Annotated in this window: 21 protein-coding genes and 1 pseudogene; all 22 read right to left on the bottom strand. The window is 62.5% G+C overall.

Features of this window, described 5'->3' with window-relative positions; all coding sequences use genetic code 11:
* Nucleotides 1–50: 50 nt before the first annotated feature.
* On the bottom strand, nt 51–2,648 hold the full coding sequence (locus tag E1958_RS13220) for a helix-hairpin-helix domain-containing protein (RefSeq protein WP_133512285.1): 2,598 nt from the start codon (nt 2,646–2,648) through the stop codon (nt 51–53).
* A 91-nt stretch (nt 2,649–2,739) separates the two neighbouring features.
* A complete protein-coding gene (gene gvpA / locus E1958_RS13215) occupies nt 2,740–2,964 on the bottom strand; it encodes a gas vesicle structural protein GvpA (RefSeq protein WP_089729497.1) in 225 nt (74 codons plus the stop codon).
* 272 nt (nt 2,965–3,236) lie between these two features.
* The gene (locus E1958_RS13210) at nt 3,237–3,965 is read right to left on the bottom strand and encodes a GvpL/GvpF family gas vesicle protein (protein WP_133512284.1); all 729 of its coding nucleotides are present in this window, start codon (nt 3,963–3,965) and stop codon (nt 3,237–3,239) included.
* A gap of 2 nt (nt 3,966–3,967) precedes the next feature.
* A complete protein-coding gene (locus E1958_RS13205) occupies nt 3,968–4,765 on the bottom strand; it encodes a GvpL/GvpF family gas vesicle protein (protein WP_133512283.1) in 798 nt (265 codons plus the stop codon).
* A gap of 369 nt (nt 4,766–5,134) precedes the next feature.
* Nucleotides 5,135–5,395, bottom strand: a complete 261-nt coding sequence (locus E1958_RS13200; RefSeq protein ID WP_133512282.1) for a transposase — start codon at nt 5,393–5,395, stop codon at nt 5,135–5,137.
* 3 nt (nt 5,396–5,398) lie between these two features.
* Nucleotides 5,399–5,821, bottom strand: a complete 423-nt coding sequence (locus tag E1958_RS13195) for a hypothetical protein (protein WP_133512281.1) — start codon at nt 5,819–5,821, stop codon at nt 5,399–5,401.
* A 529-nt stretch (nt 5,822–6,350) separates the two neighbouring features.
* Nucleotides 6,351–6,512: a hypothetical protein gene (locus E1958_RS20355; protein ID WP_166664655.1), complete on the bottom strand. Its 162-nt coding sequence runs from the start codon at nt 6,510–6,512 to the stop codon at nt 6,351–6,353.
* A pseudogene (locus tag E1958_RS13190) lies at nt 6,509–7,141 on the bottom strand (transposase); the annotation flags it as partial. The pseudogene E1958_RS13190 and the gene E1958_RS20355, both read right to left, overlap by 4 nt.
* Before the next feature lie 258 nt (nt 7,142–7,399).
* A complete protein-coding gene (scpB, locus tag E1958_RS13185; protein ID WP_133512279.1) occupies nt 7,400–8,065 on the bottom strand; it encodes an SMC-Scp complex subunit ScpB in 666 nt (221 codons plus the stop codon).
* Nucleotides 8,062–8,805, bottom strand: a complete 744-nt coding sequence (locus E1958_RS13180; protein ID WP_133512278.1) for a segregation and condensation protein A — start codon at nt 8,803–8,805, stop codon at nt 8,062–8,064. The genes scpB and E1958_RS13180 overlap by 4 nt, the downstream gene beginning before the upstream one ends.
* 83 nt (nt 8,806–8,888) lie before the next feature.
* The gene (locus E1958_RS13175; RefSeq protein ID WP_133512277.1) at nt 8,889–10,106 is read right to left on the bottom strand and encodes a tryptophan--tRNA ligase; all 1,218 of its coding nucleotides are present in this window, start codon (nt 10,104–10,106) and stop codon (nt 8,889–8,891) included.
* A 170-nt stretch (nt 10,107–10,276) separates the two neighbouring features.
* Nucleotides 10,277–10,957 (bottom strand): site-2 protease family protein, encoded by a 681-nt coding sequence (locus E1958_RS13170; RefSeq protein WP_133512276.1) that lies wholly within the window; start codon nt 10,955–10,957, stop codon nt 10,277–10,279.
* A gap of 455 nt (nt 10,958–11,412) precedes the next feature.
* Entirely contained in the window at nt 11,413–11,832 is a 420-nt protein-coding gene (locus E1958_RS13165; protein ID WP_133512275.1) for a hypothetical protein, read from the bottom strand.
* Between the two features lie 843 nt (nt 11,833–12,675).
* Nucleotides 12,676–12,936, bottom strand: coding sequence for a hypothetical protein (locus E1958_RS13160; protein WP_133512274.1), 261 nt, complete (start codon nt 12,934–12,936; stop codon nt 12,676–12,678).
* Between the two features lie 535 nt (nt 12,937–13,471).
* Nucleotides 13,472–14,284 carry an indole-3-glycerol phosphate synthase TrpC gene (gene trpC / locus E1958_RS13155; protein ID WP_207787928.1) on the bottom strand — a complete coding sequence of 271 codons (813 nt, stop codon included), beginning with the start codon at nt 14,282–14,284 and terminating at the stop codon, nt 13,472–13,474.
* 5 nt (nt 14,285–14,289) lie between these two features.
* The gene (gene trpD, locus E1958_RS13150) at nt 14,290–15,312 is read right to left on the bottom strand and encodes an anthranilate phosphoribosyltransferase (RefSeq protein WP_133512273.1); all 1,023 of its coding nucleotides are present in this window, start codon (nt 15,310–15,312) and stop codon (nt 14,290–14,292) included.
* 2 nt (nt 15,313–15,314) lie between these two features.
* Nucleotides 15,315–15,896 (bottom strand): anthranilate synthase component II, encoded by a 582-nt coding sequence (locus tag E1958_RS13145; protein WP_133512323.1) that lies wholly within the window; start codon nt 15,894–15,896, stop codon nt 15,315–15,317.
* A 36-nt stretch (nt 15,897–15,932) separates the two neighbouring features.
* On the bottom strand, nt 15,933–16,259 hold the full coding sequence (locus E1958_RS13140) for a helix-turn-helix domain-containing transcriptional regulator (protein ID WP_133512272.1): 327 nt from the start codon (nt 16,257–16,259) through the stop codon (nt 15,933–15,935).
* A gap of 4 nt (nt 16,260–16,263) precedes the next feature.
* Nucleotides 16,264–16,533, bottom strand: coding sequence for a type II toxin-antitoxin system RelE/ParE family toxin (locus E1958_RS20350; protein ID WP_341534755.1), 270 nt, complete (start codon nt 16,531–16,533; stop codon nt 16,264–16,266).
* Nucleotides 16,479–18,011 (bottom strand): anthranilate synthase component I, encoded by a 1,533-nt coding sequence (gene trpE, locus E1958_RS13130; protein ID WP_133512270.1) that lies wholly within the window; start codon nt 18,009–18,011, stop codon nt 16,479–16,481. Before trpE ends, E1958_RS20350 begins: the two co-directional genes overlap by 55 nt.
* A gap of 52 nt (nt 18,012–18,063) precedes the next feature.
* Entirely contained in the window at nt 18,064–18,666 is a 603-nt protein-coding gene (locus E1958_RS13125; RefSeq protein ID WP_133512269.1) for a YpsA SLOG family protein, read from the bottom strand.
* A 154-nt stretch (nt 18,667–18,820) separates the two neighbouring features.
* Nucleotides 18,821–19,957: an alpha/beta hydrolase gene (locus tag E1958_RS13120; RefSeq protein WP_133512268.1), complete on the bottom strand. Its 1,137-nt coding sequence runs from the start codon at nt 19,955–19,957 to the stop codon at nt 18,821–18,823.
* Nucleotides 19,958–20,085 lie beyond the last annotated feature (128 nt).

Raw genomic sequence — 20,085 nt, 5'->3', positions numbered from 1 at the left:
AATGACAACCAGCAAAATTGGATGAAACAGGGTACTAGGGATCTTGCACATCATCCACTAACTTGCGGGCCTGGGTGACCCAGTCCTCCATGTTTCGGTATCTTGCGCTTGAGTGCCTGGGCCAGATCCTCCGGCGTGGTGGCAGCCAGTTTCTCATAGCTGTCGATCCCCCCTTCGATGAGACTCTCCGCCACCCGTGGGCCTATGCCCTGGATTGCTGTGAGGTCATCCGGTAGCGGCGCAGTCTCGGTCGGGACCTCCGGTAGCTCGGGAGTAGAGACCGACGCGGTTCCCTCGACGGCATCGGTTGTCTCCCCGAGGGTATCGGTTGCTCCCTCAAGTGTTTCCTCGACGGCACCGGCTGCCTCCCCGAGGGTATCGGTTGCTTCCTCAAGAGTTTCCTCGACGGCATCGGTTGCCTCCCCGAGGGTATCGGTTGCTCCCTCAAGTGTTTCCTCGACGGCATCGGTTGCCTCCCCGAGGGTATCGGTTGCTCCCTCAAGTGCTTCTTCGACGGCGCCGGTTGCCTCTCCCAGGGTATCGGTTGCTCCCTCAAGTGATTCCTCGACGGTGCCGGTTGTCCCCCCGAGGGCATCGGCTGCTTTCTCAAGGGCATCGGCTGCTTCCTCAAGGACACCGGCTGCTCCCTCAAGGGCACTGGCTACTCCCCCAAGGGCACCAGTTGCTCCCTCAGGTGCACACGTGGCAGCACCGGTTACTTCCCCGAGGGCACCGCCAAGGGCACCGGTTACTCCTCCCAGGGCACCAGTTGCTCCCTGGACGACACCTCCGACGGTATCGGTCACTCCCCCAAGGGCACCAGTCGCTCCTCCGAGGGCACCAGTTGCTCCCTCGACAACACCCCCAACGGCATTGGTCACTCCCCCGACGGTATCGGTCGCTCCCTTGACGACACCACCAACGGTATCGGTCACTCCTCCAAGGGCACCGGTTACTCCGCCGAGGACACCGCCAAGGGCACCGGTTGCTCCCTGGACGACACCTCCGACTGTATCGGTCACTCCTCCGACGGCGCCGGTTGCTCCCTGGACGACGCCTCCGACTGTATCGGTCACTCCCCCGAGGGCACCGGTCGCTCCCTGGACGACGCCTCCGACGGTATCGGTCACTCCCCCGAGCGCACCGGTCGCTCCCTGGACGACGCCTCCGACGGTATCGGTTACTCCTCCGAGGGCACCGGTCGCTCCCTGGACGACGCCTCCAACGGTATCGGTCACTCCGCCAAGGGCACCGGTTACTCCTCCAAGGGCACCGGTTGCTCCCTCGACAACACCCCCGACGGCATTGGTTACTCCCCCCAGAGCGCCAGTCACTCCTCCGAGCGCACCGGTTGCTCCTCCGAGTAATCCTCCCAGGGCGCCGGTTACTCCGCCAAGGGCGCCGGTTGCTCCCTGGACGACACCTCCGACGGTATCGGTCACTCCCCCGAGGGCACCGGTCGCTCCCTGGACGACGCCTCCGACGGTATCGGTTACTCCTCCGACGGCGCCGGTTGCTCCCTGGACGACACCTCCGACGGTATCGGTCACTGCCCCGAGGGCACCACCGGCCACATTCCCGACGGCTCCGGTTACTCCTCCAAGGGCACCGGTCACTCCTCCGAGTAATCCTCCCAGGGCGCCGGCTGCTCCCTCAACGACACCTCCAACGGCATTGGTCGCCCCCCCGAGCGCACCGGTTGCTCCTTGGACGGCACCAGTTACTCCGCCAAGGGCACCGGTTGCTCCTTGGACGACGCCTCCGACGGTATCGGTTACCCCTCCGACGGCGCCGGTTGCTCCCTGGACGACACCTCCGACGGTATCGGTCACTGCCCCGAGGGCACCACCGGCCACATTCCCGACGGCTCCGGTTACTCCGCCAAGGGCACCGGTCACTCCTCCGAGTAATCCTCCCAGGGCGCCGGTTGCTCCCTCAACGACACCTCCGACGGCATTGGTCGCTCCCCCGAGCGCACCGGTTGCTCCTTGGACGGCACCAGTTACTCCTCCCAGGGCACCGGTTGCTCCCTGGACGACACCCCCGACGGCATTGGTCACTCCCCCCAGGGCACCGGTTACTCCCCCCAGGGCTCCGAGCCCGGATTCTGCCTGCCCGGCAGCGATGGGCCGCCGCAGGGCGGTCTTGCCGTGTGCCTTAGCCGGCCCGGGGGTGGAGGCCGACGGTCTCCCATGTACGAATTCAGGCGCGGGTGCCGGAATGCTTTCCCCGGTCTCGAGGGCCTTGGCCACGCGGTTCGTGTACTCGGGATCGGACAGGAGCTGGCGCATCGTGGCGATGTCACCGGAGAGCCGGTGGCGCATCGTATTGACCCGTTGTCGCACGTCATTCACGAAGGGAATCGTTTGCGTGGCACGGAGGTCGCGCGCCCGTTCCCGCATCGCCTGTCCCTCGGCGCGGATGGCCGTTGCTTGCCGGCGGACATGCTCTACGTAGGTGTGACGTTCGGTCCGGGCAAGGTTGGCGGCGACCGCCCGGTCGTGGGTGAGCCGGTGCTGAAATTCCGCCATTTCGCCCTTGCGTTCCCATTCCTGGGTCTTGCGTTCCCGCACTTCCTGCTCGCGTTCCACGTGGCCGCCATGGATCTGCTCGGCAAGGCGGACCGTACCTTCCACCAGCTTGTTCATGTCCTCCTCCTCGAGAGGCTCGTCAATGGAAACCCTTCCGCCCGGCCGGCCTCGCGGCTCGTCGGGCGGGTTAGCCGCCGGGGAACGGTGCCTAGGCTGTGGCCGGTACCGCCGCGGTGGCGGTCAGTCCGACGGCTTCGGCGTATTTCAGATAGGTCTCTACCGAGGCGATGATGACGCGGGCCTCTATGGACAAGAGCTCGATCCCCACCAGGGAGATCTTGACCCAGGCATCGATCACGATGCCGCGCTCCAGGATGCGGTCGACGACTTCGCCCAGACTCGAAGAGTCGGTACTTTTCATTACTTGTGCCATGGGTTAGCTCCGTTCGAGATGGATACGCGTCGAGATGGATACGCGTCGATGATGGGCGGGTTGCGCCTGGCGCCTCCCACCCAGGAAACCGTGGGACTCCGGGTGCCGGTCGAACAGCGCCGGCTACCCGCTGCCCCCGCCGGGTCGGTGCGATGATGGCTTGCTGCGAAGTGAAGATGACCCTGTCCGGGTGCTCGCCGGCCATGCTTCGTCCCCACCGACAAACATAGTCCAATTCGGGCCAACAAACCAGCAAAGATTATCGGCAAGGCTCAAGCAGCGAAATTGAACGGCGGCCAGGGACCCGTCAGCAGTATCCGCGCGCCCGCGGGCGGCCGCAGGTCGGCATAGGCCTGGCGGAACTTTTCCACCAGGGTACGCGGGATCAGGAAGTAGACGCGGATCATGACCTGGGAATCGGCCCCTTGCGCTTGCGCCGTCTCGCCTTTGAGGTCCTGGAACAGACCGGCAAAGGCGTTGCGACAGAGCTCCTCGATCCGCCGTCGCTGCATTTGTCCGGCCGCCTCCATCCCATAGCGGGCCCGGCGCTGCTCCAGGAAAGCGCGGCCCTGGGAATGGGGAGAGGGCCGGAGGATCGCCTCCGATATCGATTGCGCGCTGGCCGGGAGAAACCGGATGCCCATTTCCGTCGTACCCACGAGGCGCGTCAGCCGCCTCAGATACAGATCGGCATCGGCGGCAATCGCGCGCGTCAAGGCTTGGGGGTCCGGAAAGTGCTGCCCCCAACGTAGGGGCAGGACGTCGTAGCGGGCGTGGAGCTGCTCGATCACCCCATAGAAGGCCTGCAGCTGCTCGACGTCAGGCGCCGTCGGTTGCGGCACGAGCCGGGAATAGACCACCCGCAGCCCGGCGACTTCCCGGGTCCGGAGCTGCGCGTCCCACAGGCCGCAGATGGTCGGTAGCCGGAATGGCCGGCTGGCGTCGAGGACGGCATACGCGAGCACCGCCTCCTCGGTATCGGCGGTGCCTGTCATCATCATCCTCAGCTTTCATCGAGCCGGGGTGAGAAGCTGTAGGGCGGCCAGGGCCCGCTCATCTGGAGCTGTAGGCCACCCGGATTCCCTGGTCCCGATAGCGCGTCTACCGTCTGTTTGAATGCGTCCGGCGCGGATCGGGCGATGAGAAATGCCCAGTTGGCCGCCATATCCAGCGCCAGGCCGCTCTGCTCCTTCGCCTGGAGCCGAACCTTGCAGGCCTCGGTGGCCGTCTCGCTCAACCGCTCGTACAGCCATCGGCACGCCTCGGCCAGGGTCGTGCTCAGCCCCGACTCGACCGCCTTGCGCAGCTTCTGTTCCTCGAAATAACGCCGTCCCGGGGCCAATGCCGTCAGCTCGGTTGCCCTTTCCGCCAGGGTCCGCTCGGTGATACGCGCCAGATCCGATTTGCGGTCATGCAATGCCTTCACCGACCATTCGGCCTGATCCCGGGTCCGTTCCAGAAACGCCGATAGGGCGGCCTGGTGGCGGGTGATGCGCGCGCGCAGATTCTCGGCATCGCTGAATAGGGTGGCGAACCGTACCGGGACCACCGGCCCTTGGTCCATCAGGTCGCGGATGACCGCTTGGTGACGCAGGGCGCGCGGTCCTACCCAGGCGAGATCCCGCAGGCGTTCCTCGGCCTCGGGACCGACGAATTCCTGCCGCGGGATGGTGCTGACAATCGCGGTGAGGTCCCCCAGCTCCAGCCGCTCCAATGGGTGGGTGCCATCGACGCCGACACCCGCCGGGACGATCGCGGTATCCGCCGGCACCAGGCCGAAGAGATAGAGGGGGTCATTCATGCGGGTTCATACCAGGCAGGCTCCGTTTGGCCTAATCCTACCCGAAATGCATCTTTGTTAAGAGGGGCTGGAGGAGCACAGTGCCATGCCCAAGACAGCAGTACCGCTAACATGGGAAGTATTTTTTCCGCTTTTCCGCACGCTTAGAGGCTGTCTAAAAACTAACACAATGATTTTCGGCTGGCTCCCCAGGCTCCGGAGACTGTGAAAGAATTCGCCTGAGCATCCGCGCCCTGGGTTTCTGCGCATCGGAGAAGCGCAGAAATCGTGCCCAGGCGCTCGATCGGCGGCGTCTGGCCGCTGACTACCGGACCCTAGACTTACGCTGGGCAGGCACATCAATAATAAATAAAAACAGGCAGTTATGTATCATGCGGCCAGTTGTACCGGGGCTTGGCGGTTCCTGACCTGGGTTCGCCGGGCGCAAGACTCCTGGAACGCCCCCACGCCGAGCCGGTTGACCACTCGGATCAGGTTGTAGCCAAGCACCATCAGGCTCATCTCACCGCAGACCTTCTTGAAGCCACGCACCAGAAAGTGATCCCAGCCAAACCAGCGTTTGAGGGTGCCGAAGGGATGTTCGACCAAGCCCGCACGCTGACGCATCTTCTCTGGCCCCTGATCGGCCATCTGTTACCGATGGGCCTCAACCAACGCCGCGTGCTCGCTGCGGTAGATACGGCGCGCAGCACCGGAGTCGGGCTGGCTCACCGCCTTCAGCGAGCAGTTCCGACACGGGCTGGCGAGGCGGCTGTAGCGGGTACGCTGGACGCCGTTCTTGTGGTGTGATTGACCACACCGAGGCAGCAACTCGCCGGCGGGGCAGATGTCGACATCAAGGGTACGGTTATACGAGAACCGCTCGCCGCTGAGGCGGCCGTGCGTGGCCGGTAACTGCCTGGTGCTGATCCGGGATGGGGACCTAGACCGTGGCCCCAGCGCTTCGCAGGCAGTCAATTCGGCCTCACTGGAGTAGCCGGTATCGGCGACCGCGGTAAGAGACTGTCTAAAAAGGGACCGTAGGCCGTAGGCTGGGTTGCGGCCAGGGATGGCCAAAACCCAGCAATAACCACAGCTGGGGTTCGTTCCTCACCCCAGCCTACCGATTTAAAATCAATAGGTTAGTTTTTAGACAGCCTCTGAGCTGGTTCTGATCATTGCCAGCGTTGGTGACCCGGTGATGCACGATGAGCTTATGTTTGTGATCCACACCGCTTTGTACGTCGCGCTCGTTCCCACGCTCCAGAGACTGTGAAAGTATTACTGGATTTTCGGAGCCATAGGGACAGCACAACATAATTATCCTACTTTAGGCCGAAAATACTTCTCTTAAATCCCATATGAGACAGAATTTAGTATGAAATATAGTGGCTTCACCCCACCACTTCCGGGGAAAAGCGAATACTTTCACAGTCTCTCCAGTGTGGGAACGCCGTCTTGTCCGCTCCAGCGGACGCAGCTTCTCCGTGCTGATCGGCGTTGGCGGTTAGCCTACCAGGCGCTTAATCGACGCTGGAGTGTCAGATCCCTCCTCCGTCGGGACCAGGTCTGCTCCCACGCTGGAGCCTGGGGAGCCAGCCGAAAATCAATGCCAATAGAAAATCAATAGGTTAGTTTTTAGACAGCCTCTGAGCTGGTTCTGATCATTGCCGGCGTTGGTGACCTGGTGATGCACGATGAGCTGGTGTTTGTCGTCAACGCAACCTTGCACGTTGTCGCCGGTCACAGGCTGGTTGCCCTTGTTCAAGGCCCGCGCATCGGGGTCGGTACGCGACGCTGGGTCTCATCACGCTCCTCGAGCTGCTTGAGTTGTGCCTGCTGGCGGGCCTGGCGCGCCTTGAGTTCTTCCAGCTTGCTCGCCAGCGCGGGGTCTTCACCTAACCCCTCACCCGCATCGGTTTCCTGCGCGTCATTGGCATCCAGGCACTGGGTGTCGGCGTCCAGATCAGGCTCGATCTGCTTCAGTTCAGCTTCCAAGCCCTTCTTCGGCGTGATGCTGGCGTCACTGGCGCTGGCCTGGAAAAACGAGCCGTCGATGCCGATCGTTTCTCCGCCCACCAGCTCCAGCTCTTGGCACAGCACGACGAAATCACGGTTGGCCGCCCGCCATGCGCTCCCGTTGACCCGTCGAAACTCAGCGCTGGTGCGGTAGCTCGGGACTAACCCCTCCCGCAGCCAGCTCAACTCCAGGTTGCGCCGGCACTCGCGTTCCAGCCACCGGGAGCTGCGCACTCGGTTGAGATCGCCGTAAACATAAAGCTTAAGGAGCACGGCAGGATCGAACGCCGGCTGACCGGGCGTCAGATCACCCGTCGCATGGGTAAACCCCAACGCCGGCAAATCAAGCGTGTCAACGTAAGCGTCGAGCGCCCGAACGTGGTTGGTTTCGCTGACCTAGGCTTCAATCCGGGCGGGCAGGCGTGCGGCCTGGGCACGGGCGACGCCTGGCTTGTAACCTCTCGCCATCAATCTCAACCTCTCGGATCGAGCTCGACCGGGAGTTTACCCTCGCCACCACCAAGGGCGAATTCTTTTACAGTCTCTCCAGCGTGGGAACGAGTGCGAAATTTACAGATCTTATACCCTAAAATCAGTATCTTAATTTTTAGACAGCCTCCTAGATGTCAACAGGACCTAGCTGTCATCGGATGTGGCCCCGGCGTTATTTCCCGCGTCGCTCGCTTTCTCCGCCGGGACCGCCGCCCGGACCTCGAGGGGTGGCTCATCCGATCCCGCGAGCTGCTCCTGGGCCACCTGGCCGCCCAGGAATTCAGGGTCGCGGATCTCCGCCAGGGTCGGCAGGTCGTTCAGGGAACGCATCCCGAAGTAGTCCAGAAACTTACGGGTAGTGGCATAGAGGGCCGGACGGCCAGGCACGTCGCGGTGGCCGACGCTGCGGATCCACTCGCGCTCGGTCAGGGTCTTGACGATGTGGGTGCTGACGGCGACACCGCGAATGTCCTCGATCTCGCCGCGGGTGATAGGCTGGCGGTAGGCGACCAGGGCCAGGGTCTCCAGCAGGGCACGGGAATAGCGGGCCGGCTTCTCCTCCCACAGGCGTGCCACCCAGGGGGCCGTCTCCTTGCGGACCTGGACCCGGAAGCCGCCGGCAACCTGGATCAGCTCGATACCCCGGTCCCGATAGTCTCGCTCCAGGGATGAAAGGACCTCCAGCACCGCATCTCGGGTCGGCCGCTCCTCATCGGGAAAGAGGCCGAGCAGACGATCCGGGGTCAGGGGCTCACCGGCCGCCAGGAGGGCACCTTCGAGGATCTGCTTGAGGGACGGTTGCCCGCTCACGCCTCGGCCCCACGCAGCCGGGCGTGGATGGGCGCGAAGGGCTCGGGCTGTACCAGCTCGATGGAGGCGTCCTTGATGAGCTCGAGCAAGGCGAGAAAGGTGACCACGACTCCGGCCCGCCCCTCACCCAACTCGAACAGGTGGACAAAGGGGACGAAGCCCGCTCCCTGCATATGCTCCAGCACCTTCGCCATGCGCTCGCGTAGGGACAGGGATTCCCGCTCGACCCGGTGGCTGAGGTAGAGATCCGCCCGGGCCAGGACCTCGCGCAGGGCCAGCAACAGCTCATGCAGGTCCACGGTCGGCGGCAGCCGGCGTACCTGTCCCGGCGGTATCTGCGCCCGGGTGACGAAGGCGTCCCGTCCCAGGCGCGGCAGGGCATCCAGGTCCAGGGCCGCCTGCTTGAAGCGCTCATACTCCTGGAGCCGTCGTATCAGCTCGGCCCGGGGGTCTTCCTCGTCCTCCTGCGGCGTCGGCCGCGGCAGCAGCATGCGCGACTTGATCTCCGCCAGGATGGCGGCCATGACCAGGTACTCGGACGCCAGCTCCAGGCGCAGGTCCTTCATCAGCTCGACGTACTCCATGTACTGCTCGGTGATCTCGGCGATGGGGATATCGAGGATGTCCAGGTTCTGACGCCGGATGAGATACAAGAGCAGGTCCAGCGGCCCCTCGAAGGCCTCGAGGATGACCTCCAGGGCATCCGGGGGAATGTAGAGGTCCTGGGGGAATGCGAGCATGGGAGCGCCCTGCACAATGGCGCAGGGTGTCCCCTGTGGCTGCGGCCGATCACCGTCGATTCGGGGGTCAGCTGTCCCCTCGGTCACGGGAACACCAACGACATGGCGTGCCGCACCTCCTCCATGGTCTCCCTTGCCAGGTTCCGCGCCGCCTCGCAACCATCGTTGATCAGATTCCGGACCAGGTCCGGCTGCTGCTCCAATTCGCGCACCCGTGCTTGGATCGGCCGCAGCTCGTCGAGCACCGCGTCGATGATCGGCTGCTTACAGTCGATGCAACCGATGCCGGCCGTACGGCAGCCCTCCCGGACCCAAGACTTGACCTCCTCGTCCGAGTAGATCTGATGCAGCCGCCACACCGGACATCGTTCGGGATCCCCCGGATCGGTACGGCGTACCCGCTGGGGATCGGTGGGCATAGTGCGCAGGGAATGCTCCACCTCCGTGGGGTCGTCCCGCAGCGCGATGGCGTTACCATAGGATTTGGACATCTTCTGTCCGTCCAGGCCCGGCATCTTGGAGGCCTTGGTGAGCAGGACCCGAGGCTCCGGGAGGATTACGCGCCCTCCCCCTTCCAGGTAGCCGAACAGGCGCTCGCGGTCCGACACCGTGATATTACCCTGACCCTCGAGCAGGGCGCGGGCTACCTCCCGGGCCTCTTGATCGCCTCGCTCCCGATATTTCCTACGCAGCTTGTCGAAGAGCTTGGCGTTCTTCTTGCCCATCTTCTTACAGGCCTGTTCCGCCAGCTCCTCGAACCCCGGCTCGCGGCCATAAATGTGGTTGAAGCGGCGGGCGATCTCTCGGGTCAGCTCCACGTGGGCTACCTGATCCTCCCCCACCGGGACCTGCCCCCCTTTGTAAATCAGGATGTCCGCGCTCTGCAGCAGCGGATAACCCAGAAAGCCGTAGGTAGCCAAGTCCTTCTCCTTCAGCTTCTCCTGCTGGTCTTTGTAGCTCGGGACCCGCTCCAACCAACCCAAGGGTGCGATCATGGACAACAACAGATACAGCTCCGCGTGCTCCGGCACGCGGGACTGAACAAACAGGGTCGCGGAGCCGGGGTTGATCCCGGCGGCGAGCCAGTCCACGACCATATCCCAGATACTCCCCGGGATCGGGGACGGGTCATCGTAATGGGTGGTCAAGGCGTGCCAATCGGCGACGAAGAAGAAGCACTCGTGCTCGTGCTGCAGCTCCAGCCAGCTCCTGAGCACCCCGTGATAGTGGCCGAGGTGCAGCCGTCCGGTGGGCCGCATGCCGGAGATGACGCGGTTGCCATGGGGGGAAGCAGCGTTCAATGATCGAAGTCCTAAGGCGATTGGCGGAAAAGGGTAGGCCAGATTACGCCGAATTTTCGTTCCTCTGCAAGGCACGACAACCGGCACATCGTCGAGCTATGTAACGATTGTCATAACCCAACCGACAGACGCGAAGGCAAGCAAGCCGGGATGTCATTTGACAGCAATCGCTAAGGCTGGCGGTGGAAAAACAGCTCCTTTACAACCTCAGCGCCCGGCAGGAGGCCGATCGTGCCCTCGATGATCGGAAGCAGAAGGGAGCCCAACAGGCCGGTGACCAGCAGCACCAGCAGCAGGATCAGCCCATAGGGCTCCAAGCGCGAGAACCCGGCCGACCACGTGGACGGTAACAGGGCATTGAGCACCCTCCCGCCGTCGAGCGGAACCAGTGGAAACAGGTTCAGCACCATCAGGAGCACATTGATGAATACCCCGGTGGCGCCCATGTAGAGGAGCGGCAGGGCGAGCCACCGGGAGGTATCCAAAAACGCGAGCCCACCCTGTGCGACCAGGCCCCACAATACGCCCATCAGCAGATTCGCCCCCGGTCCCGCCAGGGCCACCAGGGCCAGATCCCGCCGCTCCTGCCGAAGATTACGCCCGTTGATCGGCACCGGCTTAGCCCAGCCGAAGAGGAAACCGGTCACCAGAAAGGTGATCAGGGGGACGATCAGAGTACCGAGAAGATCGATGTGCCGGAGGGGATTGAGGGTCACCCGTCCCAGCATCTTGGCCGTACCGTCACCCAGCCGGTTTGCCATCCAGCCGTGGGCCGCCTCGTGCACCGTGATGGCAAAGAGCACCGGCAGCACGATCACCGCCAGCAGCTGGATACTGTTCAAGGCATTCATTGCCCCATTATATACCTAGTTCCGAAGCTTCATCGTCTGGGCCTGGGTGGCGGATCAGAGCGAGCGCATATCATTATTAATCAACAAGTTACAATAAACGTTAGGCTCTTTATGGATTCCGGACTGCTTTGGAGTGCGCTGGCAAAGCGGCACGACCGCATCGAACCTCAGTCACGGGGGATACCAGCGGCGTTGGCCGGGAATCCGGGCACTTAGGTTCCACCCGCGCCGCGGCGACGGCGTTTCCCCTGGCCGCAATGCCTGGCTGGGGACGGAGCCTTGCCGAATCGGGTAAGGGCGGGTGTTTAGCCCGCCCGCCCCACACCACCTAGCATGCGGGTCCGCACTCGGCGGTTCATGCGAAGGAAGCACCCACCGGTCTCAAGCCTAACCCTGCGCCTTCATCCACCGCTCACGCACGCCGAGCAAGCCTTGGCGTTTCCGCCAAGCGTTCGTCATTCCCGTCGGCATCGCCCGCGTCCGCGACCGGCGCCCGTCGGCTTCGGGATCCAGGCTCGGCTGACCGGTTGCGGTTGGTCGCTGCCATCGTGCCGGGCTTGGCGGATCGCCCGCCCGGTCGGCCCTTCGCCGTCACACCCCTCCGCCGTGCGCCGCCTACTCTGGCCGCTGCTGACTGCTGTCCCCTCACGCCCGGCGGTACCGTCCCGCGCGCGGCCCGCGTCACGCTCGGGTCCGGTGGTCATTCCAACCCTTTCACCCTGGCCCTCCGGCCAGCTCCCATGGCAACCACCGCCCCCTTCGGGTTCGATGCTGACGCCAGCCCTTTCGGACTGGCCCTCACTTCGACTCCCCTCGGGATACCGACCGCCAGTCAGACAGCGCTCCCCGGATACGAACTTGAACTTTCCGGGCACACCCGCCGCCTTTACCCTCTCCCCGGGACCTGGCGGCCTTCGTCAGCTGATGCTGACGCGCCCGCGGACCACGCCTTCTCTGCGATTTCTGTTCGTCGGCTCGCACGTTTGCACTCGGGCTTCCTTCCGACATCCCCGCGCCGGTTTGCCCTTGCCGTCGGCTCGTCGTTACCGTCGTCTCAACGGCCATTCAGGTACTCCTACACGGGACTTACACCCCATCCGTTCATGCCCATGCCGGGCGTACATCCAAAGCGGCGGCCGGATGGTGCCACCTGGCCGACCCCCTGCTTATGCTTGGCGCTGTAGGTTCCGGTAAGCACTGGGGCAAGGTTGCCGCCGCCTGCCTGGGGGCAGACAGGCACTCCAAAACGTCCGGTGGTACCCTTCCATGATCCTTGGCAGTCCGGAATCCATAAAGGGCCTAAAAATTTACCGCTACCAGCTGCTGACCGCTTGTCGTGGTCGATCAGGATGCGGAAGAGAAAATGACGAAGCGCGCGAATCGGCGCGCATCCATTCGCGCGGATTCGCGTGCTTCGTCGTTTCTCCTCTTGTTTGTCGTCCGGTAACGCTTAACTTAATGGCATTGGATCACAATCGGCTCGTCATCGGCGACGGTTCCGGATCCCGTTGCGTTCATGCTTCAGTGGGCACAGCCCACCCTACCTTGCCGGTGAGCCACAGATCGGGCAATGCCGGGAGCGCCGACATCTTGTCGGCAAAACCGGCTTGCCGGCAATGCCGGCGCCGATGGGGGCGTGCCCGACATCCATAGCTAGGTCTCCTATCTAGGTCTCCTATCTAGGTCTCCTATCTAGGTCTCCTATCTAGGTCTCCTATCTAGGTCTCCGGGGTGGGTGTTTCATCACCGGGCTCGGAGGTGGGGATGCGGGCAGGGAGCTCATAGCGAACATCGCCCGGACCGGCTTTTTGGTCTCGCATCACCGTGACGATCCGCGCCCGGTAGGGGGACAGATCGACCTTGCATTGGGCGCTGCAATAGGGACATTCGAGCAGCAGCACCGGATCACCGGCGAGATCGACCACCAGTCCGAAGGTCCGTTCGCACTGCCAACACACGAAGGAGGGGCGGGTCTTCATGATTAGGTCCTGTTGATGTTTACTTACTAGAAAATCGGGTAGTGGTAAATTTTTAAATGGTTAGCGTAGAAGGGTTCATGATGCCCCCTTGCTTGATTTGATCCCCGCTCCCCGGCCCCCTCGCTGCGCTCGGGGCAGGTTCTCTCCCGGTGGGAGAGGGGCTTTTGCGACACCTTCCTGCCGGGAGCAGGGATCAAAAAAGAAACCGGGAGTGGTTAATGACCCCCTTTACTCGACCACTCAAAAATTCACCACCGCTCATATCTATGCTCACACCGAGCCGCGAAGATGTGGATGTTGGGCACGCCCGCCATCCCCTGCCTGTGCATTCCGCACGCAGACAGGCTGGCGGGCTTTGCCCAACCTACCTGGGGTACCCGCAGGGGATGTCCCGACAAAGGAATCTTTGCGTCTTGTACCCCTTGTGCCTGTTGGAACGGACCGGAATCCGTGAAGAGCCAAGTTGATGTAATCTGTGAAAATCTGCGGATAAAAGATGTCATTGTCATTTTTTCTATCTTAGGGAGCCGGCGAGTCAACCGCCGTTTCCTTCCGCAAACAGCCGCGCGAGCATTGCGCCCGGGTCCGCGGCACGCATGCAGGCCTCCCCGACCAAGAAGGCATGGACGCCGCGTTCACGCATGCGGGCAATGTCTTCCCGCGCGCCAATGCCACTCTCGGTAATGAGGATCCGGTCCGCGGGGATGGCGTCCAGCATCCCGAGTGTCGTCTTCAGATCGACTTGGAAGTTGCGCAGGTTCCGGTTGTTGATCCCGATCAGGCGGCCGGGAATCGCTAGGGCCCGCTCCAGCTCTTCCCGGTCATGGACCTCCACCAGCACGTCCAGCCCCAATTCTCCGGCCAGGATACTGAGCTCCTGCAGCCGGCGGTCGTCCAGGCAGGCCACGATCAGTAGGATACAATCGGCGCCGATGGCCCGAGCCTCGTAGATCTGATAGGGGTCGATGATGAAGTCCTTGCGGAGGACCGGCAGGGTACAGGCGGCCCGGGCCTCTTGCAGATGGGCGTCGCTGCCTTGGAAGAAGTCCAGGTCTGTGAGTACCGAGAGGCAGGCGGCACCGCCGCGCTGGTAGCTGGCCGCGAGCTCGGCGGGCCGGAAGTCCTCCCGCAACACGCCTTTGCTGGGGGATGCCCGCTTGAGCTCGGCGATGACCGCCGGCTGGCCGGCGGCCAGCTTGGCCGCCAGGGCGTCGGCGAAGCCACGTATCGGCGGCGGCGCGGCGAGTCCCCGGACCAATCGCTCCCGGGGCAGACGCTCGGCGCGGGCCGCGACTTTCTCCGCTTTGCGGCGTAGGATCTTCTTGAGGATGTCCGGGGTGTCGACCATCGGGTTTATTCGAAGCCCTGGGTGAGCACAACCAGCCGCTCCAGGCGGTCGCGTGCCTCGCCGCTGCGGATAGCGGCATCTGCCGATTGTACGCCTTCCGCCAGGCTGGCGGCGACACCGGCCACATAGATGGCAGCACCGGCGTTGAGGACTACGATGTCCCTGGCCGGCCCTGGCCGGTTTTCGAGCACGCCGCGGAGCAGGGCCAGGCTCGCCTCTGGTCCCGCGACCCGAATGGTGTCCAGGGGTGCGCGGGGGATGCCGAATTCCTCGGGCGCGATGCTGAAACGGCGGATTTCGCCGTCCTTCAGCTCCGCAACTTCGGTCTCGTCGCCGATGCTGATCTCGTCCAGGCCGTCGCGGGAATGGACGACCATCAGGTGGCGGCTGCCCAGGCGTTGGAGCACCTGGGCCAGGGGTTCCAGCAGATCTGCGCGGAAGACGCCGAGCAGCTGATTGGGGACCCCGGCGGGATTGGTCAGGGGGCCGAGCAGGTTGAAGAGGGTCCGCACCCCAAGCTCCTTGCGCGGGCCGATGGCGTGTTTCATGGCCTTGTGATGGACCGGGGCGAACATAAATCCCACCCCGACCTCCCACACGCAGCGGGCGACCTGATCGGGGGTCAAATCCAGCCGCACGCCTGCCGCCTCGAGGACATCGGCGCTGCCGGATTTGCTCGATACCGAGCGGTTGCCGTGCTTAGCGACGTGACAGCCCGCGGCGGCGGCCACGAACATACTGGCGGTGGAGATGTTAAAGGTCCCGGATGCATCGCCGCCGGTGCCTACGATGTCCAGGGTGTTGGGCAGCCCGCCGAGCTCCACGCCGCTGGCCAGCTCGCGCATGACGGCGGCCGCGGCCGCGAGCTCGGTGACTGTCTCTCCCTTCATGCGCATGGCGACCAGGAAGCCGGCGATCTGGGCCCCGGTGGCGGCGCCGCTCATGATGGCCCGCATGGCGGCGGTCATCTCCTCGCTGTCGAGATGCTGTCCGTCGATGACCTTGGCGATGGCCTGTTTGATATCCATGCCTATTTACCCTCGATGAAATTGCGCAGCAGGTCGTGCCCCTGCCGCGTGAGGATGGATTCGGGGTGGAACTGCACGCCCTGGACCGGATGCACGCGGTGACGGATGCCCATGATCTCGTCCCGGGTCCCGTCTTCCGTCCGGGTCCAAGCCGTGACCTCCAAGGATTGCGGGAGGCTCGCCTCCGCGACCACCAGGGAATGGTAGCGCGTGGCCTGGATGGGCATCTCCAGCCCGGTGAACACACCCTGTCCTGCGTGATAGATGAGCGAGGTCTTGCCGTGCATCACCTGCCGCGCCTTCATGATATTGCCGCCGAATGCCTGGCCGATGGACTGATGGCCGAGACAGACGCCGAGGATAGGAATGCGCCCGGCAAATGCCCGGATCACAGGCATAGAGATCCCGGCCTGGTCAGGGGTGCAGGGTCCGGGCGAGATAACGATGTGCGTGGGGGCGAGGTCTGCGATCTCCTCCAGGCCGATGCCGTCGTTGCGGAAGACCCGTACCTCCACCCCCAGCTCGCCCAGATACTGGACCAGGTTATAGGTGAAGGAGTCGTAGTTGTCGATCATCAGGAGCATTTCAAGCTCGGCTTGCATTCGCTGCCAACGGAATACTTACTGCGGTCCGGTGGAGCAGTGCACACGGAAGGACACGCCTTCGTGGGTTTTCAGGTGGGAGACCACAGCAAAGAGACTATCCACGCGCGGATTGCCCTCTGTGCTTAACATGCGCATCAGGCTCTCAGGGCTTTTGTGCAGTTGTACGCCCAAGGTCTCGAAACCGAGGGTCGCATTCACACAATCGCGCAGGAGCAACTTGCCGGTTTCCAGGTCGGCGTTCAGGAACGCATCAAGGGCTTCTTCCAGCAGGGCAATACGAAACGTCGGGTCCCGTTCGGCCCGTGCCTCGATGGTGTCTTTGAAATCTCTGGTAAGCGGCATGGCCTCACCCTCCTTCCTTACGCTTTTTGTAGTTTCTCCAGTACGCCTTGGCCTGGACGATATCGCGCTGTTGACGCTTCTTCGTCCCGCCGACAAGTAGGATCACGAGTTGCCGACCATCCTGGCCGAAATACACCCGGTATCCAGGGCCATAATTGATCCGCCGTTCGGCAACGCCTTCGCCGACCGGTTCCACGTCGCCCGGATTCCCGGTTTCGATTACGACACCCTTTCCATGTAGGGTGGGCTGTGCCCACCGGCTGCATCCGAGCACAGATGACGGTCGATACCCGCCTCGGCCATGGCTACGGCGCGGAAGATGGCGCGGCCTTTGTTCATGGTCTCCTTCCATTCGAGCTCGGGCCTGGAATCCGCCACGATCCCGGCACCGGCCTGGATGTGCAGGGTGCCGTCCCGGATCACGGCGGTGCGGATGGCGATCGCCGTGTCCATATTGCCGTTCCAGGACAGGTAGCCGACCGCTCCGGAATAGATGCCGCGCTTGACCGGCTCGAGCTCGTCGATGATCTCCATGGCCCGGATCTTGGGTGCGCCGGAGACGGTGCCGGCAGGAAAGGTGGCCCGCAGCAGGTCGATGGCACTCATACCGTCCTTGAGTTCCCCCACCACGTTGGAGACCATGTGCATGACGTGGGAGTAGCGTTCCACGAGCAAGCGATCGGTGACCCGCACCGTGCCCACTCGGGCCACGCGCCCGGTGTCGTTGCGGCCCAGGTCGATGAGCATCAGGTGCTCGGCGAGCTCTTTGGGATCGGCCAAGAGCTCCGCCTCCAGCGCCCTGTCCTCGGCCTCCGTGTGGCCGCGGCGGCGGGTGCCGGCGATGGGACGCACGGTGATCACACCGGCATCCAGCCGGGTCAGGATCTCCGGTGACGAGCCCACGATCTGGAACCCCCCCAGATCCAGGAAGTACATGTAGGGCGATGGGTTGAACGCGCGCAAGGCCCGGTAGAGGTCCAGCGGCGCTGCGCCGAAGGGGATGGACAAACGCTGCGAGAGCACCACCTGCATGCAATCACCCGCCAGGATATAGTCCTTGATGCGGTCTACTGCTTGGCGGTAGCCGTCCTCCGTGAAGCCCGAGACGAAGTCGGATTCCTGCACTTCCCTGGACAGTCTGCGGGCAGGGCGGGGAGTTGCGCGCGTTACCCGCCCGACCAGCTCGCCGATGCGGGCCTCCCCGGCCTCCAGGGTATCCCCGGCGGTCGGGTCCAGATGCTTGACGATATACATGGATCCGGACAGGTTGTCGAAGACCACCACCTCGTCCGACACCATGAGCAGGATATCCGGGGTGCCGATGGGATCCGGATTCGGACACCGGGCCAGTCGGGGCTCGATATGGCGAATGGTGTCGTAGCCGAAGTAGCCCACCAGACCGCCGGCAAAGCGCAGTTCCTCGGGTTGCTCACAGACCTGGATCCGGGCCTGGAAGTCCTGGATCCAGGCCAGGGGGTCCGTGACCTCCCGGTCGTGGACGATGGTGCCGTCTCGCTCCAGGACCACGCGCTTGCCGTACACCTTGAGCAGGGTCCGGGCGGGCAGCCCGATGATGGAGTAGCGGCCCCATTTCTCGCCGCCGTGGACGGATTCGAAGAGATAAGAGAAGGCACCGGCCGCCAGCTTGAGATAGATACTCAGTGGGGTATCGAGGTCGGCGCGTACCTCGCAGACGATGGGGATCCGGTTATAGCCCTGATCGGCAAGATCGGCGTAGGCTTCGGGTGTCATGAAGGGTCTCCGAGAATAGGACTCAGGGGATTGGCCGAATGACGCTTAGGCTTCAGCGCCGCCATCGGCGGCCCGTGCCGGACCTTGTTCTCATGAGACCGTGAAAAGACACTGGTTTCGACCCTGTTAAGTAAACCTTAAAAATGATGTTAAAGGTTCGGGCGCCGATTCCCGGAGCGGTACTTTCGCTTGGTCCGGCAACATTCAATGTTTCGATTTTATGTTTCTCGATCCATTCTGCGATCTTGTCGCCGGCTGCATCATCATATGCATCGACACTGAGTAACGGCTTACCAAAACGTGCCGTGCAACTTGCAGTCCATTCAGTACCCCTATCAACCAATGCAAGATTCAATGAAGTTATAATACAGGTCGCATCGGAGTCCCTTACGTTCAGTTCCGTTCGCAGTGACCTCGGAACAGCCGGGGCCGAATCGCTGCGCGCCTTATCGGTTGGGACCAGCGGAAACTCAGCTGGGATCTTTCCGGTTTCACATTCCTTATTCGGTGGACACCATCCACCGATCTCAACGCCGGCGGCCAAAGCGGCCTTGAGTGCCGCTTGATCAACGCCGGTCTGTCCACCGGAGATTAGCTTTCTGATGGGCACCTTAAAAAATTCAAGTATCCACGTGGAGTGGGATACCAATGCCATTAAGTTAGTTGTTGGCCGCTGGTCGTGGTGGGCCGGAATACGAAAGAAAAAACGACGAAGCGCGCGAATCGGCGTGAAGTGAAAACCGGGTTTTCACTTCGCGTCTTGAAAAATCGCCGGGAAAGCAGCTTTTCAAGGTGCCCATACAGGATCTTTAATTCGCAAAAAGGCTCTCGCAAAAAGGCCCTTTAGGGTGTCTTTCGCAAAAACCCCTTAGATCGAATCCGAATCTGTCGAAAAACCTTTCGAATCCTTCGAATCCTTCGGACTCTTCATGGTGCTCTTCCTCTATCAAGGTCTTGGTAAACCAATCCGTGCTCCAGGCAATGGCCTTATCGAGCTCCTCCGGTCCCTCCAGCATATTGAAAACATGACCGGCATCGAGTATGATCAAGGCCTCCTCCCCTTCGTGATAGCGCATATAAATTTCCCCCATTTGGGGTTGAGGCTTGATGCCGACGTCCTGCAAACCGACGACCACCATCAAAGGCTTGGTAAAGCGAACAATCTCGGCCACCGGATCGACTTTCAACAGTTCCTCGAAGAAAGGACGCTTGAGCTCTAAAGTCCTACCTGAGAATGTGAAGGAAAGACTCTCACCATCATCGAGATTTAGTCCGGCTTCTACGAAAGTCAATCCGGCTCCTTCGAGATCCAGTTCGGTTTCTATCGTGTCCGGTCCCAAAACGTCCATGGTGTAGGTTGCATAGGGAATCGCGACCGGCGACCAGAGCACCATCGAATCGATTCGATCATCCCGAGCCGCCGCACTCGGAGCTATCACCCCACCCTGGCTGAGACCAAGCAGCCCCATGCGTTCAGGGTCTATCTGCGGAAGATTGGCCGCATATTCGATCGCGACCAGGGCATCGCTGATCTGTCTCGTGAACCTCATATCCGCAAAGTCGCCATCGCTTTCCCCGCTCCCCCGATAATCGAAGCGGAGGTTGGCAATCCCTTGCTCGGCGAACACCCGGGCCGTCCGGCCATACATGGTTTCCTCCGTCCCCTTCACCGGCACAGAAAGTCCATCCTTATTGCCACTAAACCCATGCGCCATCACGACGATCGGATACGGAGAATCCATTAGGGGTTCCGTGAGGATCCCCACCAGGGTTTGTCCCTGGTTTTCGAATGTGATACGTGATGAGGTGGTTCCATACTGGGGCATCAGTTGTGGGGCCGGCTCCCCGACCTCGATAATCGAGGTCGAGGTTTCCTCGGCGAAGGTTCCCGCAGACCACGTGAGCAGTCCGATAACACAGGCTGTTTTTATGATGTTGTCACGCATTTTCACTCTCCTCTTTAGGGGGTTGAACGATTACGCCGATTTATCAATTGTCATTTCGAGCGCAGCGAGATTCGGTAATTTCTTTTTCCCATGCGGAACTGACATCACCGGGGGCCGTAGAATAATTA

Origin of the sequence: Candidatus Thiosymbion oneisti, from assembly GCF_004359955.1 — a bacterium.
Taxonomy (GTDB): domain Bacteria; phylum Pseudomonadota; class Gammaproteobacteria; order Chromatiales; family Chromatiaceae; genus Thiosymbion; species Thiosymbion oneisti.
The sequence above is the reverse complement of the archived record's forward strand: the minus strand, read 5'-3'. Positions and strand labels throughout refer to the sequence as shown.